The sequence below is a fragment of the Candidatus Kuenenia stuttgartiensis genome, from assembly GCF_900232105.1.
In the GTDB taxonomy this organism is placed as follows: domain Bacteria; phylum Planctomycetota; class Brocadiia; order Brocadiales; family Brocadiaceae; genus Kuenenia; species Kuenenia stuttgartiensis_A.
Window position 1 is genome coordinate 2,227,565 of the sequence record NZ_LT934425.1, and the last position, 16,656, is coordinate 2,244,220.

Genomic DNA, 16,656 nt, shown 5'->3' on the forward strand with positions numbered 1-16,656 from the left:
CCATGCCTAAGCGCTGAGGCATCATAGTCAAGGGATAATCAGGGGACACTTCCCATATTTCTTGCTCGATCTGGTGGAAAATATGGGAAGTGTCCCCTGATTATTCCCGGCTAAAATTAGGCATGATGTCGCTTGAATTCAGGTCTGGCAATGATTTTTGTAAAAGAGTCGCAGACCATATTTATTCTAGACCAGCATTGTAAATGTCAATAGATAAGGTGACCCCATCAACTATCTCAAAGGTCCGACGCTGCTGGCTGCGTTATCAGAACGGTTCTTCGTAATCTTTCATTTCTTTATCGTATTTATCAATGAAACTGAGCAACAACTCACCCTTATTAGAAAAATATTTCTCAATAAAGATAGAAGTTTCTAAGGGAACGAAGTCAATATTCTGAGCTGTAATGCCAGTATAATTATATTCTGGCAGTTCAGAAAAAAAGGAGTCCTTTTGGATATTTTTTATATATACCTCTAAATCCTTCGGATTTGTACCTTTAGGATATTTTATTTTGAAAAAATCGTTTTCATCAAAATCAATTATTTCACTATTATAAATTCTTTTTGGACCAAACTTGGGATTAACGATGATAAGTCTGTTAAAACCTTTTGACGCGTAAAATAGCAGATTATTAATATATGGATCAAAAAAACTATAACCTATAACAAATATATATTTTTTAATTCTTAGCAATTCATTAAATTTTTTCATAAGGCTAAAAAAAGGTTCAACCGAAATGGTTTTAGATCCTTGTCCAAAAATCACATATGGATTATGAAAGGGTTCAATATACTCTTTTTCTTCTTCAGGAAACTTTGATTCTTCATATATTTCACCAGATTCAACTCTGGCCCAGTCAATAGAACCATGAAGTTTATATAAATTTATCCTTCCAAACTCGTCTAATTTATCTTCATCATCAATACCTATCCATTTACCGTTATAAAAACCCCTCCAGGGAATTTCATGATGAGCGCCAAAATACTTCTCAATTACTAAGTCATTATTTAAAGTACAAACGTCTAATCGGAAACTCTGCTCTGAATAGCCTTGAAAGAATGCCCGTATTGGGGCAAGGTAGCCGAATTTATCTTCATCAGATTCCAACCAATGATTTTTCAAAAGGGATTTCAATTTCAATTCCAATTCTTCAAAAAGATTTTTTCTGTCCTGTTTTTTATAAGCAGTCTCCAGTTCCACCAATTTATCTGCCCAATTACCTGTAATCGGATAGGGCAAAAAAAGTTCTCTATTTTTAATCCTTCTAATGAGGAGAACCAATTCTTCAATATTTGGGTTAAATTCTATTTCTCCGCCAGTTTTTATTGATCGCCACTCGGCATGGTATGCCATACAGGATATTAAAAACTGTAAGGCTTCTTTTTCGGTTGGAGTAAAACTATCATCATCCGAAAGAATCTTTTTCTTTAAATCGCTGAACATTTCACCTGATGTTAAACATCCTGTTCCAAAGGAGAAACCAGCTCCCAAAAAGAATAGCGTCTTTTTTATAAGTTCTACTTCCATATTAAATAAACCAAGGAGTTTTTTGCGAAATCTTGTTTTCTGAGATTTCTCCGTTAAAATGCAAAGAAAAATCTGCTATCATTTTAGAATATTTGGTTGTTACAGGTTGACTTGTTTGCATCAGTCCCTTCCAATTTAATCGTGAAAATTCATATACCTGCGACAATATTTCTCGATGTGAAAAACCACCTACATCTGCATGGAATATTTTCACTTTAATGGGCAACTCATCTTTTACTTTACGAACTGGCTCTTTTTCATATCTATTATTATTGAAAAGCAAATATTCGTCTTTACCAATTTTTACATAAGTTCCACTTTCAGGCATCCCCATATCATATTCGGTATCAAAACATATATCTGACTTGCTTTTGGTATCATTGACTTCAGTAAGCGCAAAAGGTATATCTAAATTTAATTTGTTGTAAATTACCTGCTCAAAATTTTTTATCTCATCTTTTCTTGGTGGTTTGTAATAATGAATAGTTAATCTGTCAGGACTACCAATAGACTTTGAATAGTCATCTATTGCGATCTTCAAATGAGATATTAAATCTTCTCCTGCTCTCTCCTCTGAGAAACCGTATATCCTTCCCAAGCGCCCTTCATTGTCGAAAAATACAGCGCTGCCTATCCATTTCTGGTCTTGTAATTTTTTGTAATTATATCCAATCACTAAATCATTATATTTTTTTGTGTTTAGTTTCCATGGGATTCCGCCTAATTTTGCCAATATAGCAATTGCTATGTTGGGCAAGCAATAATTAAAATTTCCACTACGAACAGTTTTATTTGCAATAAACTGAGAGGTAATTCCTTTATCAAGTAAGAGCTTTTTAATTTCATAATAAGTTTTTTCCTCTTCTTCGTCACTTTCGTATTTGCTAAATGGCCCTATAATTACTGCCGCATAGTTATAATAGTCATTATCGGGAAATTGGGCGGCAAGAAATTCCTGTAACTTTGTGGATAATTCTCCAGTGCTTGAATAGTATAGGCTTTTTTCCTTGTCCAATACTACAGGAATACCAACATATGTTAGCAATCCTGGAAATTGTTTTAACCCGTTTCTTAAATACTGATATACTTTATTGGCATCATCCCTTTCATTGTAAATAAAAAGGATTTTTATATCGTTAGCATTATCAATCTTTTTATACGGTCCATACTCCCGCATTCCAATTACTGCATTAACAGTTTTATTTTCACCGCCAAAAACCATTAAATTATCTTTTAATATTATTCTTTGCCTGTCTTTATCTAAAACGGTTTTAAAACCAGTTTTATCAATATTAAAAAAAACAGATTCAAAATCCTTTAGTCCCGATTTAAGAAAATCAAGAATGTTTTTATACTCTGTTTTATAGCTGCAAGGAATGACTCTATTCGCTCCTTCTATTCCTGACCGCATTTGTTTATCAGCGATAACTTTAAATGAATCTCCTGATAGAATTTGTTCATATTTACAGATTAATTTATTCCCAATGTTAACTACTTTCCGAATACCATCAATTTGAAAAATTTCTTTTCTACTTATTAATGTAAACTCACTTCCAACACTAATGGATAGCTCTTCATTAAAAGATTTATAAACTAAATCATACCTAATATATATTTCCCAGTCTGTTTTAAAATCTTCTTTACGTTTATAAACGGAGAGGTCAAAAGCAGTAGGATTTAGATCAACATAAAAACCTTTATCTAAAAAGTAATTAGTTAACTCCTGTTTAATAATTAATCTCTTTAAAGATTTAATATCAAAATTATCAGATGAAATGAAATAAGAATTATTATCCCTATCCAGAGAAAATTCGATTTCAACTGGGTCTTCATCCTTAATATTGTTTTTTTTAAGCCACTCATTAAAATTATTTTTTGCTTCATCATTTTTGATTTTGTTTCTTAACCATTGTGATTCTTTAGCAGTGATGACAAAACCTTCTTTATTTTTAATGTTTACAAACCATTGTTTGTCTAAATGGAACCGCAAATTTGTTCTATTTAACAACAAAGTACTCATTTATTTACCTCCCTCAATTATTGTAATTTCTACCCCGGTCAAACCGTAGAGTTTATAAACAAGCTGGTCAATCTGCCTTTCCAGCGGTGACGTGTCGGCATTAGGGTCTTTTTGCTTTTCGGTGAGGATTTGGTCAACAAGAGAATCTAATTGTTTCTTATCTGTATTTTTAAGGATTGGTATGGGAATTTGTTCGAAATATTGAGGCTTGACTTCGATGAATCCACCGCTTCTTACAACACATATCGTTTTCAAAAAATACCAAACAACTTTTGAGTTAAGAATCCCTAATAGCCATTTCGCATCGGTTGGCAAGAAAACTGCCGGCGCATTAAGGTATGTACCGCTAATATCATAGGCAAATTTGTTGGAGTTTTGAAGGTTGGGGAATATTATTTTTGGTTTTGCAAACAGGTCATAATAAGCACAGTTTCTAAGTTCCCACCAGAACTCCCCCTTGTCATATCGCTTTCTTGCTGCCTCAGCAAAGGGCTTAAGATGGTTCATGATTGATGGAAAAGCAGCCCTCATTGCTTCAAATGCCTTTGCTTCGTCCTGTCCGTTAAAATACGTACGTGTTGACTTGTTTTCGAAGACGATCATCTTTTTATCAATCGCTGGGGTCTGCCATTTCTTGATATCTTTGCCCTCGAAAACAGGTTTGAGGTGCTTGCTGTTTCCCAAGTCTTTTTCTGTTATAAATGCCTCATTTAATGCTGTTTTAATACCATAATAGCACTTTCCAAATACGTCTTTCAACTTCTTATGAATGGATATTTTCTCTGATAACTCCACTTGTCCCTGATGATCAAAACTCCAGGAAAACTGCTTCAGTGCTGAACTTGGTAGAAGCGTATAAGAAATGGCTCTACCCGAATTAAAATTGCCAAATAGATCTTCGGTTACTTTGAGATATGCAAATGCTTCCTGATGCTTTGATTTTATCGCAAGAAGGATTATTGGGTAGGTTGTGGTACCCTCAAAAACACCAACAGATTTAAAGTCAACATACTTGTTTAATGAAAAATTATCCGAGACATATTTACGTAGAGTTTTTCCGGCAGTTGTTTTATCAAACGCATTATTGATAAAACAAAAAACTCCCTGATTTGTCAGAATATTAAAAGACCTCTCATAGAAATAATAAAAAATATCTCCGCTTGGGGCAAATACGGTGTAGGTAGCCTTAAGATAAGTTTTCAAATCTCCCAAATCTTCAGCCCGAATATACGGCGGATTCCCAATCACCACATCAAACCCCTCCTTAATCCCAAACATCCACTCTGTGTCAAAGAAAGTAGCCGAGTTGTTCTGGTCGTAAGGATCCCAGGCGGCTATTTTTTTGGCAGTGGCAGGTTGGAAGTCATGGTTTTCTATTAGCAATTCAGCCAGTTCGTCACGCAATTGTTTGTCTTTTATACGGCAGGTTTCCTTACGCCTGGGCGTCCGGGCTTCAAAGTAATCGTGCCGCACCTTTTTCAGTTCGGCCTTTTTCTTTTCTATATCAGGGTTGGTAAACAAATGCGCCTTTTCTTTTTCCAGCCCTATCAATGTATTGGCAGCCACAAATTTCGTTTCCAGGTTTGGCAGGGGACGTACGCCTAAGTTGTCTCTCCTGTGATTTACCTTTTGATCAACAATCAGGGAAATAAAGAACCGCAGCTTGGCTATCTGTACGGCGATGGACTGTATATCTATACCATAAATGCAGTTCTCTATGAGGTAGAGCTTGCGTCCATAGTCAAATTCGTTGTTATCAAAGGCTTCTTCAATATCTCTGCGCGTGTTGTGCAGGTCTTCAATTACTTTTTCCCTGACACGGGTGTCTGAAATGCCTTCGGCATCTTCAATCAGTTTATCTACCTTATCTAACTGCCGTTGTTTCCATCGGGCGTTGTTGGGATCGAGTTTATGCAGTATATGAACCATCCTGTGCAGTATGCCCATTGGGAAAGCCCCGGAGCCGCAGGCAGGGTCTAAAATCTTACAGGTATCAATCGCCTTAACAAGAACCCCGGCTTCCTCAGTATTGAAGGGATTGGGGTTTTCAGAATAACTGAGCAGGTCGCGTAATCTTTCTTCGTTTTTGTCGGTGTTGTTAGATTCTTCGCTCCGCTCAGAATGACAAAAGGGGACAGAATGACCGGCTGAGACGGAACTACGGGATGGGACATCATGACAAGATGAGAGAGATTGCTTGAGGTAGGCCAGCAATGATTCGTCCACCATGTAGTTTACAATCTCGCGCGGAGTGTAAAACGAACCGGTCTGTTTGCGGGCAGTGGTTTGGGTTTCGGGATTGTAGTTGGCTAAAAGGTTTTCAAATACCTTACCAAGCAATTCGGGGTCGAGGGCTATTTCTTCTTCTATGGGTGTATTTTCGGCAACAGTAAATTTATAGCTGTTCAGAATGTCAATGATCCCGTAAACCTTTTCTTTATTTTTTTTGGATGAACTGTAGATCCTGCTTAAATCGACGTCCACACCTTTTTCGTTAAAAAACAGCTCGTCCGGCACTTCCAGCACATTATCTTCCCGGTCGCTGAAGCTGTCAATACGGATGCGCTTTCGTTTGCCGTCATCGTCCAGTTCCTTATCCAGGCATTCAAACAAACCGCCGTTGAGAAAAGGGATCGGAGAAAAGTATTGCTCCAGTGTTTCTTTTGGTTTTACAAATTCATTCTCGTAACGGAATACGTTGTGGATGAAATAATGTCCATCGCGTCCGCTGTCATTTTTAGTCCTGAACCCGCGCTTGCCCATTTCGGTGTTTAGGGTAGCAAAGAACAGGTTTTGCAGGATGGCTTTATAGTAAGCGCTTTTCTTATTGTCAGTATATTTGAGCAGTTTCTTCAACTGCTTCTCATCAAATAATGCATCCGGAACCAGTCCTTTTTCTTTCAGGAACCAAACAAACATCAAACGGGTGATGAGACGGATAACACTGGTTGCATTGCGTACATCTTTGTCCTTTCCTGCATCATCAGGAAACACCACTTTTTGTGTGGCCCAAAAATACCAGTTGGCAAGTTCCCTGAAGAAACGTTTGTTGAGTTCGGAGGTGTCTAATGCCTTTTGCCAGGCATTATGCAGTTCCACAAAATTGGTAAAGCCGTGTTTGTTTTTTAGTTCATTGAATGAGAGGTCGAAGAGGATTTCTATGTGGGCGCGGTGGGTGACTGCGCCATCGCCGCCGGAAACAATTTCCTTGCCCAAAACAACCCCCTTACCCCCTTTTTTAAGGGGGATTTCTACATCACCCCCGCCAGCGGGGGATATGCGGATGTTTTTGATGAGGGTTACTTTCTGAAGTACATCCTTGCTTTCGTCCCGTTTGTGCAGCCTGCGGTTGATGACAGAAAGTGTGAGCGAAAAACCGTGTTTGAACAAAATCATAACTGGCATGGGAAACAGGCGATTGACTTCACGGGTGATGTGTGAAAGTTCGGTTCTGCTGTAGTGTTCTTTCGCCAGTTCTATGGCAAAGAACAAATACGTTTCAATGACAGTGCGGTCAACCTGTTTGGTATCGAACAGTGACAATTGCCTTGTTACCTCTTCCTTAGAAAGCTGGAAGAGCAGGTCAACATATTTCCAGTCTTTTACCAATGCCTTGTCTTCATTAAACATGGATTGACTATCTATGAAGGAATCTCTGAATGCAATATAGGCAGGCTTTTCCAAAGGCGCCCGGCGTTCGGTAATATAGCCAAGGGTTTGAAAGAGGTTTAATGCATTTTCGGAAAGGTTGCCAGCGCCAAATTGCTGGATGGCTTCCTTTATTTTTTGCCTGAGGTCTTTCGCCATAATCATGCCACCCCTTCGGGCTTTCGTTTATTATAATATTTTAGTTTTTTGAAAAATTCCACAAATGAGATGATTACCTTTCCCTGTAGTGGCAATGCGTTTCACATGCGCTTCGCTTTCTCTTCGAGTTATGAATTGCCGCTATATATATTGATACAAAGGTATTTTGCAGTTTTGACGTTTTCACAAAACTAGCATGTTACCGTTTTTTTTGATTCAGTTTACAATCTTTACAATCCCGAAGGGATGTAATTATTATAGATTTAATGAAAGAAAACCACCAAACCCCGAAGGGGTGTAATTATTATAGCAATTATTTATTTTATTATTCCAACCAATCAAACAAATATTTTTCATGGAATTCCACATTGAATCTTTTCAAAAAATCCGAATATTCTTCCTTAAATGTCTTCCGCTTATGATGTTCTTCCTGGTTCAAAATATAGTTGTAAACTGTTTCGATCTGCTATGTGCATAGGAGAAGGCTCCGTATCCTTCTGCCATGAAATTTACTTCTAATCATTACCGATCCATATTAATGAAATTCGTCGTATTGTTTTTCACATCCCTGACCAAATCAGAAATAGCCATGGACGGTTGTAACCCTATAAATATATGCACATGGTTGGCAACGCCGTTAACGATTATAGACTTTTGTCCCTTATTTTTGATGATACCAGCCATATATTTGAACACCTCATCTCTCCAGGGTTTTTGCAGCAGATTCGACCTGCCGTTTACGGCAAAGATTGCCTGTATGTATATTTGTGTGAATGTTCCAGACATGATTTTTTATTCTATAATCATTTCACCCCTTTGGGGTTGTTGTTTGTGGTTATTCTTTGGCTATAATCATACCAGCCCTTCGGGCTTTTTGTCATATTGTACCAGTTTAGTTTTTTGAAAAACATGATTTTTTCAGCTATTCCGCAGCCCTGACAGGGTTTCAAAACTCTGTCAGGGTTAAATCAGCGAGTAGGACGCACCCTGCGATGTTACAATTTTTGTAACATTTTAAGTAAAGAATCCACCAGCGAAACAGATAGCTTTGGGTTTATCCCTATAAGGGGATGAGTTTATCCGGTGGGACTTGCATATCGATACTATGCAATTGGTCAGTCACTGGCTGACGATTTTACGGTAGCATCAATTGGGCAGTCAGTGACCGCCTGATTTGCGGATAGGTTTGGTAAAACTGCCTGAATAGCTTTAAGTTACGGCAAGATAATCCTTTATTATCAAAACGTTCCGAAAGATTTTGCAATAGGTTTTCGCCATAGGTAGCCCGGTCTTCCCCTTTTTGCTCATACTCAACAATGTAAAAACCAATTAGCCAGTTACGGATTGTAATATGGCGGTTAATTGCCGTTACAGCCGATTGTTGCAAGGCAGTATGGGTCTGCTGTATGGTATTAACTAAGAATTCAAATTTCATATTACTTTATGACTAACCACGTTACTAACTCAAAATTATCCAAATCATGCACCTGTTTCGACTGTGGTATCAATAATGCACCACGGTCAGTGGTGAGTTTTTGATTGCTGCGTTTTCTGAATACATGACTTATTTCATATACGGCTTTTTTTAGCAATTCAGTATACTTACCCATCTCCTCGCCATTCCTGGTTTCTGTATTGAATAATTCACAAAGCTTCTCATAAGGCGCTTTGCGCCCCTGACACATCAGGCGGTAGATTTCCAGTATCTGTTTGGCGTTGGTGTAATTGAAACGAACCGTTCCGTCTTCGCGAATGTATGCCAGAAAGTAAGGTTGCAATGGGTTTACTTCTTCGTTGCCGCCGGTGTCGCCTTTTTGCTTCAGGCAATATACCACACCCGGTTTGATAATATTCTTTTCGGCTGGAGTAAAGCGGCTTGCATCTGTATTTTGCGCATGAATGCCAGATGGTGAAGGCACGACGGCATATAAACCAAAGGGCGCATCTTCCAGCTTCTTACTATTATTTTCCAAAAATGTGTGCAATTCGATGCGGAAATCATCCAGGGTAAAATCGGTTAACGAAATGCTTTCGCTCATTTCTTCGAGGTCGAGCACTTCTTTTTGCAGTTTTTTCAGTTGCCGGTTACGGTACTTCAAATCATCTGTGATAAGCTCTTCTATTTGTTCGGTATTCAGTATGTTGTCTTCGCCGGTGGCGGTAACGTCAACCAATGCCATCCGGGACTCCACGCGTTCTTTCAGGTTGATGTAATTATCAAGGTCTTTGGTAGGCCAGAAGTTTATCAGTTGGATTTTCTTATTCCTGCTTCCCAGCCGGTCAATACGGCCAAAACGCTGAATGATGCGAACGGGATTCCAGTGAATATCGTAGTTAACCAAAAAATCACAATCCTGTAGGTTCTGCCCTTCGCTGATGCAGTCAGTGGCGATCAGTATATCTATCTCCACTTCCTGCGGCATGGATTTCATTAATTCCCTGTTTTTAGAAACGGGTGAGAAGTTGGCGAGGATGTTTGAAAAATCATTTTTGCCGAATGTGGTTTGGTTGGTATTCCCCGCTACCAATGCAATGTTCAATTTCAAATCTTTTTTCACCCATTCTTTCAGACAATTATATAGGTATTGAGCGGTATCGGCAAAGGCGGTAAAAACGATTACCTTCCTGTTGTTGCTGTTCAGTGGTTGATTAATTTTTTGTTCGATTAGTTTTTGAAGGTCTTTCAGTTTTGCGTCACGTTCCGGGGTCACCGCAACTGCCGTATTATACAACTCATTGAGGGCTTCTTTGTCTTTTGTTAAATCGTTCAACCAATCTTCCAGACGTAAATCAGCTAAATCAAATTTCAATTTTTTCCCTACCTGCCATTGTTCAAGGTCGTCGGTATTTTCTTCTAATTCGTCTTCATCCGGTTCCAATGTTTCCAAAACCTCTTCCTGCGATTTAGCGTTTGATTTAAGGAATTCATTGATTCTGCTTTCAAGTTTTTCGATTTTCTGAATTGTTCTGTCCATTGAAATCTCAAATGATTCAATACAGCTTTCCAGGCGTTTCAGGAAGTTTACCTTCATCATTCCGATAAGGAAGTGCTCACGGTCGCTTTGTTTGAAGGCAAGGATTTCCGTTCCGGCTAACGCTTCATATTTCTGCTTCTTTTCATCCTTCACATAGGCAGAAGGATTAAATACCGAAAGCTTGTATTGCAGGATTTTTTTGTTCAGCGCATCGTAGGTAAAAAAGCGGTCTTTTATATCAATATTCGGGTAGAGGGAATGAGGCTTTAACCGTTCTGGGAATTGCCCTATGGCGTCAATATTGTAAAAACCCTTTATGTGCTTTCTGCTCCGGGCAATAGTGAGTTCGTCCAGCAATTTGAAGAAGGATGAATCAAGGCGTTCCATTAATTGCTTAACTGTTCTGTCGGGATTCTTTTTATGGTCAGCCCAAAATGTAAACTGTGTCTGGGCATTCCTGAGTGTAAGGGCAATATCCTTGATTTGTGTACTCTCAAAGAGGGCATCATTTTCGCCTTCCGTAATGAGTGAGATTTGATTTCTTAAATCGCGAAGGTTATTGTTGACCGGCGTAGCAGAAAGCATGAGTACCTTTGTTTTCAATCCCGACTTGATGATTTTTTCCATCAGCCATTTGGCACGGTTCATTTTGATGGCGCCGTCATCTTTGGCCTTTTCCATCGGATTGCCCCGAAAATTATGTGACTCATCGATAACTACAAGGTCATAGGCGCCCCAATTGAAGTTTTCAAGGTCTATGCCGTTTGCATCGGATTTACCGGTTATTCTGCCGAGGTCGGTATGGTACAGAATGGTATAGTTAAACCGGTCTTTGGTAAACGGATTAAGTGCGTTGTTTTGGCTCGCCTGGTAAATCGTCCAGTTAGCCGAGAGTTTTTTTGGGCAGAGCACAAGAACGCGGTAATTCAATAATTCGAAATAACGGATTACCGCCAACGCCTCAAAAGTCTTGCCCAAACCGACGCTATCCGCGATGATGCAGCCGTTGTGTTTCAGGATTTTATTGATGGCCCCTTTTACGCCGTCTTTCTGAAAGTCGTACAGCTTATGCCATATTTCGCTTTCAAAAAATCCGGTGCGTTCATTCAGCAAACCGCCGCGTTTTTGTTCGTCAATATAGTTCCCAAAGAGGTGGAACAGGGTTTTGAAGTAAATAAACTCCGGTTCATTTTCAATATAAAATTGTTCAAGGTCTTTAAGCACTTCGGCTTTAACATCTTCGACGAGTCCTGTTGTGTCGTTCCACAACTCATTAAACCAGTTTGTCAGGTCATCCAAATCCCTTCTGTCCTGGATAACCATATTCAATTCGATGTTCGGGCTTCCGCCCATTCCGAGTCCATGAACAGTGAAATTGGAACTCCCCATGACCGCTTCTTTAACCCCGTTTGGATTTTCCATCAAATAAAGCTTGCCGTGCAGGAAGTTTGGTTTCACCATGGATTTGACGTGAACCTTTTCTTTAATCCAATCCGAGCATTCTTTGGAAAGGGATTTTTGTTTTAAGAGGCTTTCAATTGGGATTACCAGTGAATCGTCCTCGATTTTGAAGTCGCGCCTGTTGGTTTTTGCCGGGTCCAGTGATTTGATAAAGGATGGCTCACCAAAGAGGAACCTTAGGTGATCTGTTCGGTCGAGTTGGTTTTTTAATTGTTTGTATGCGTAAATGGTGAAGTATGCCGAGACTATTGATAAACCGGCGCCTTGCTTTACATTATCAATAAGGAATTGGCCGACTGTTCCATTTTTATGATTGTCACGGATTGAAGTATTGTTCATAGGTTCATGTATTATCTTCTTTCCTGGAAAAATGTTCAATATTCAATTCTCAATATTCAATTCTCAAATTGTTGCTCATTTGCCTCTATTCTTTTACATTGAATATTGAATATTAATTTTCAGTAACAGTTCACCCACCCCTTAATCCCCTCCCAAGAGGGGACTTCTTGTATTCCCCTCTTGAGAGGGGTGTGCACTTTTCAAATACTGGGACAATCCATAAGGGGAGCATTCCCGATTTTTTGTAAGTTTTCGTAACTATTCAGCGCAAGCATCACACGATTCCAGGCGGGTTCAGGTTTGCAACCTGAACCTATGAGTTTATGCGTATAATGGGGTCATGTACTTACTGCGGTAAAAACCCTGTTTGGCATATGGGATTTATTTGTCATTTTTCTGCTAATAGAAGGCAGGATTGGAAGCATAAAACGTTTGGTTCAGGTTACAAACCTGAACCCGCACAGGTGTTTTTTCAAAAATCTAAAGTGTTACGAAAATTTCAACCCTGACGTTGCTGTCAGGTGGAAACTCCTGGCAGCACGAGAAAAATATTGGTTCATACCACACTTTTGGCTCAAATCCTTTATCGTTTAATATCACCGCAGCCTCTCCGCTTTCACCGATAACGAACAATCCGTTTCTGTATGCATATTTATCAGAATCCTCCTCCATTACTATCCCGCCTACTGCGCCAACTACCTTCCTTCCGATATATTCCGGGAAAAAGGTCTTGAATTTCCCGAGTCTCTCTATATGTTCTTTTACATCCTCTATCTTTAACGTGCTTTTCGCCTCTATCAACACGGCATATTCACCATTTATCGCAAGGATATCCACTTCCATTTCGTCACCATTTCTGTGTGTCTTTACCCTCTGGAATACCTTGTCTACTTCTATTCCCCGTTCTTTAAACAGCCTTTCGGTTGCAGGCGCTATGAGTCCCTCTACAAACCTGCTCCATTTTCCAGTGAGTGCATACACTGCCTTGTTGGTATTTTCTGATGTTTTGCGGGTTTCTTCAACCGACTTGCTCAATTTGTCAATTTCCTTGTCTGTATCCTTAAACCGCCCATCAGTCTCTTTAAACAACTTCCATATTTCCTGAATACTTTTTTCCATTTCCTGAGTAGTCATTTTTCCGATCTCCTCATAGGACTTGCTGATAACGATTCGCAATATTATACATTCAATTATTTCATAACCAGGTGTTCCAGCACCATTTTTCTGGGATGGTTTTCTGCGCCGGTGCGCCAGTCTTTTGGAGGGACAATGTTTTCCATTGTTGACAATAATTGCTGTGCATCAAGCCGGTCATATATCTGATTCCAAACGCATGGTGTTTCTTCCGAAACCTCGCAATTCCCATTTTGTGAGCCGCCGCACGGCCCGTTTAGCAGACTCTTTGCACACCGGCTTACCGGGCAAAGCCCGCCGGTGGTACTAATAATACAATCACCACAGCCGGCGCAGCGTTCCCAGAAAACTCCCTGCTCCGTAGGCGCCCCCATGAATGTTGTATTTAACCCGGGAAATACCCTTGCGTTTGGAAACCGTTCCGCCATATATTGCACGCCTATACCGCATGCAATGGATAAAACGGCATCGCAATCCTCAACCACATTTTTTGTTTCTTCTATAAATTCCCATTCACACTGCCGAAGTACCGAACCCTCTACCACCTCAACGGGTTTCCCTTTTAACTTTGAGGCAAGCCGGATCTTTGCGGCAAGTTCCGTTACCTGTTTTTCGCCGCCGGTGTGGCAGATGGTAACGCATGAACCACATCCGACAACGTATACCTTTTTACATCCCGAAAGCATTTGTTCTATTTCGTTAAACGGTTTTGCATCAGCGACAATCATTTTTATACACCTTTATGTAAAGAAGTTTTTTTTCAGTTTACACACTTTTTACTAAGTTGATTTGTTCAACATCTTTTACCATTTGGACGGCAATATCCACAAACGCATTGTCTGTCTGCGATGAAACTAAATGTGTCTGAAATATCCTTGCGTCCATCCCTATTTCGCTTAAAAATCCTGACACATATTCCGAGCGTTTTTTTATCCATTCGTATTCTGCGCAGAAATGGCATTCGTCTTCTTTGCATGCCGTTATTAAGACGCCGTCGGCGCCCCATTCAAGCGCATTGAGATATAAGGAGGGTTCCACCTTTCCAAGCCCCAATACGCCAATGCGTTTCACGTGTTTTTCTATGACAGCATTGCTCTTGCCCTCAACACTGCCGACGACTGGCGAACCGTATTGGCAGTAGAAATTGATGATTAATGGTCTTGTCTTTTGAACCGAGACGTCCTGAAAAAGGGCCTTCAATCTCTCTCTGCCGCTATCTTCCAGCGGCGTTTTAAAGCGTATGGCCTTTGCGGGACACTCCACAATACACAAACCGCATGACTGGCAATCTCCGCCGATGTAAGCCGTTATTTCACCGTTTCTGAATTCCGGCACATCAAAAGGACACACCCTTACGCAGGTAATGCAGCCAACACATAAATGCTCATCCACATACGCACCGGCCCCGCAATTCATACACCGTTGGGCCTCCCTGACGGCAACTTCGGGAGAAAATCCCAATTCCACCTCATCAAAGGAATTTAATCTCTTTGCGAGCGACAGCATGGGCATATCCTGCTTCTGTTCTTTTTTAACGAGAGGAACTCTTGCGTCCGCCAGTTTGGGCACCTCCGGTTTATCTGCCCATTTTTCATCGCTTCGTTTTTCGTTTCTCAGCGCATTATGAATGGAGATTGCCGCTTTTTTCCCTTGAGCAAGGCCTTCGGTGAGGGTGCCTCTTCCGAGTACAATGTCTCCTCCGGCATAAATACCCGGCATCGAAGTCTCAAAGGTATTTGGGTCAACAACGATTGTCGCCCCTCGTGAAACCTCAATCTCTTCCTGGTTTTTCAGGAAAGAGAGGTTGGACGTCTGGCCTATTGCCAGGATAATGGTATCGGCTTCTATGACAGATTCCGAACCCTCGTAAAAAGCAGGATGAAAACGTTTTTGTTCATCAAAAACATATTTTACCCTGAGTGTTTCAAGTCCTGTCGCCCTTCCGTGTTCTCCCAGAATGCGTTTTGGCCCCACGGAATTGTACAATATAACGCCTTCGTGAACGGCTTCCTCAATCTCAAAATCGGTGGTAGGCATTTCATTGCGTGATTCAAGGCATGCGACCGACACCTTTTCCGTTTTAAGCCTCAAGGCGGTTCTGGCGCAATCCATCGCAACGGCTCCGCCGCCGATAACCAGCACGTTTTTCCCAATTTCAACGGTTCCTGTAGCATTGACCTCGCGCAGGAAAGATATGCCTTTCAACACACCGTCATACTCCGCCCCCTCTATTGGTAAATTGCGGCTGTCAAATAGTCCAACGCCTATAAAAATAGCGGCATATCCTTCTTTTTTCAGGCTGTCAAAGGTAACATCCTTCCCTAAAGTGGTGTTGTATTTTATTTCGACCCCCAGTTGCCGTATGAATTCAACATCCTGGTCAATGGCATTCCTTGGCAGACGATATGTGGGGACGCCCATGCGCAGCATGCCTCCCGGATGCGGGTTTGATTCAAATATCGTGCAGGAGTATCCCATAAGCGCCAGGTCATTTGCCGCGGCAAGCCCTGCCGGTCCCGCTCCAATTATTGCGATCCTTTCGGGATATGTTTGCTCCGGCCTGGTGTAAATATTTTCGGAATAATTATCGCTGAGGAAGCGCTTGAGCCATGCGATTGCTACCGGTTTGTCCGTGCTGTTCCTTCTGCACTTTGTTTCACAGGGATGGGTACATATGCGTCCGCATGATGCGGGAAGCGTATTTCTCTCCCTGACAAGCCGGTACGCTTCCTTAAAAAGGCCCCGGGCGATAAGCTGTACATAATCACGCGCATCCTGCCGGATAGGGCATGCCATAACGCACGGAGCTTCTTCCCCGGTGCATATATTCTGTTTTGTCTGTATGTTATTCATTGTCATTGCAAACATTTATTCTCCCATTATTTTAATAACCAGTCTTTTGTTACGTTGTCCGTCAAACTCTGCGTAAAATATTTGCTGCCAGGGTCCCATATCCAATGTTCCTTTTGTTACAGGCACTATCACCTGATGGCCGACAAGGAGGTTCTTCAGATGTGCGTCTCCATTGGATTCTCCGGTTCTGTGGTGGAAATAATCAGGCCCTTCAGGCGCCAGTTTTTGCAGCCATTCTTCAATATCCCGATGCAGCCCTGATTCTGCATCGTTTATAAAAACTCCCGCAGTAATATGCATGGCGGAAACCAGCGCCATGCCTTCCTTTATACCGCTGCCGATGAGTATCCTTTCTACCTCTTTCGTAATATTAATCAATTCCCGGTGTTTCTTCGTATTAAAAGTAAGGTATTCCGTTGAAAATTTCATTTTTACCCCGTTTATGCTCAAAATTGTTGTAAAGATGCATTTGTTTAAAATTTCAAATCATTTTGTCATTAGAATTTGTTTCGGATTTCGTGTTTCGGATTTCGGATTTC

Annotated in this window: 9 protein-coding genes and 1 pseudogene; all 10 read right to left on the reverse strand. The window is 40.6% G+C overall.

The window, feature by feature from the left end:
• Positions 1–265: 265 nt before the first annotated feature.
• A complete protein-coding gene (locus tag KSMBR1_RS10265) occupies positions 266–1,528 on the reverse strand; it encodes an SIR2 family protein (protein ID WP_099325247.1) in 1,263 nt (420 codons plus the stop codon).
• Between the two features lies 1 nt (position 1,529).
• A complete protein-coding gene (locus tag KSMBR1_RS10270; RefSeq protein WP_099325248.1) occupies positions 1,530–3,548 on the reverse strand; it encodes an argonaute/piwi family protein in 2,019 nt (672 codons plus the stop codon).
• Complete coding sequence (locus tag KSMBR1_RS10275) at positions 3,549–7,355, reverse strand: Eco57I restriction-modification methylase domain-containing protein (protein ID WP_169703993.1); 3,807 nt, start codon at positions 7,353–7,355, stop codon at positions 3,549–3,551. It abuts the gene before it with no gap.
• Positions 7,356–7,680: 325 nt separating this feature from the next.
• Positions 7,681–8,141 (reverse strand): annotated as a pseudogene (locus KSMBR1_RS23410) (IS200/IS605 family transposase).
• 349 nt (positions 8,142–8,490) lie between these two features.
• The gene (locus KSMBR1_RS10285) at positions 8,491–8,790 is read right to left on the reverse strand and encodes a DUF1016 N-terminal domain-containing protein (protein WP_099325250.1); all 300 of its coding nucleotides are present in this window, start codon (positions 8,788–8,790) and stop codon (positions 8,491–8,493) included.
• Between the two features lies 1 nt (position 8,791).
• On the reverse strand, positions 8,792–12,130 hold the full coding sequence (locus tag KSMBR1_RS10290; protein ID WP_169703997.1) for a helicase-related protein: 3,339 nt from the start codon (positions 12,128–12,130) through the stop codon (positions 8,792–8,794).
• A 480-nt stretch (positions 12,131–12,610) separates the two neighbouring features.
• On the reverse strand, positions 12,611–13,264 hold the full coding sequence (locus tag KSMBR1_RS10295; protein WP_099325251.1) for a DUF3782 domain-containing protein: 654 nt from the start codon (positions 13,262–13,264) through the stop codon (positions 12,611–12,613).
• A 56-nt stretch (positions 13,265–13,320) separates the two neighbouring features.
• Complete coding sequence (locus KSMBR1_RS10300) at positions 13,321–13,992, reverse strand: methylenetetrahydrofolate reductase C-terminal domain-containing protein (RefSeq protein WP_099325252.1); 672 nt, start codon at positions 13,990–13,992, stop codon at positions 13,321–13,323.
• Positions 13,993–14,029: 37 nt separating this feature from the next.
• Complete coding sequence (locus KSMBR1_RS10305; protein ID WP_099325253.1) at positions 14,030–16,132, reverse strand: FAD-dependent oxidoreductase; 2,103 nt, start codon at positions 16,130–16,132, stop codon at positions 14,030–14,032.
• A complete protein-coding gene (locus KSMBR1_RS10310) occupies positions 16,133–16,546 on the reverse strand; it encodes a secondary thiamine-phosphate synthase enzyme YjbQ (protein ID WP_099325254.1) in 414 nt (137 codons plus the stop codon). It abuts the gene before it with no gap.
• Between the last annotated feature and the right edge of the window lie 110 nt (positions 16,547–16,656).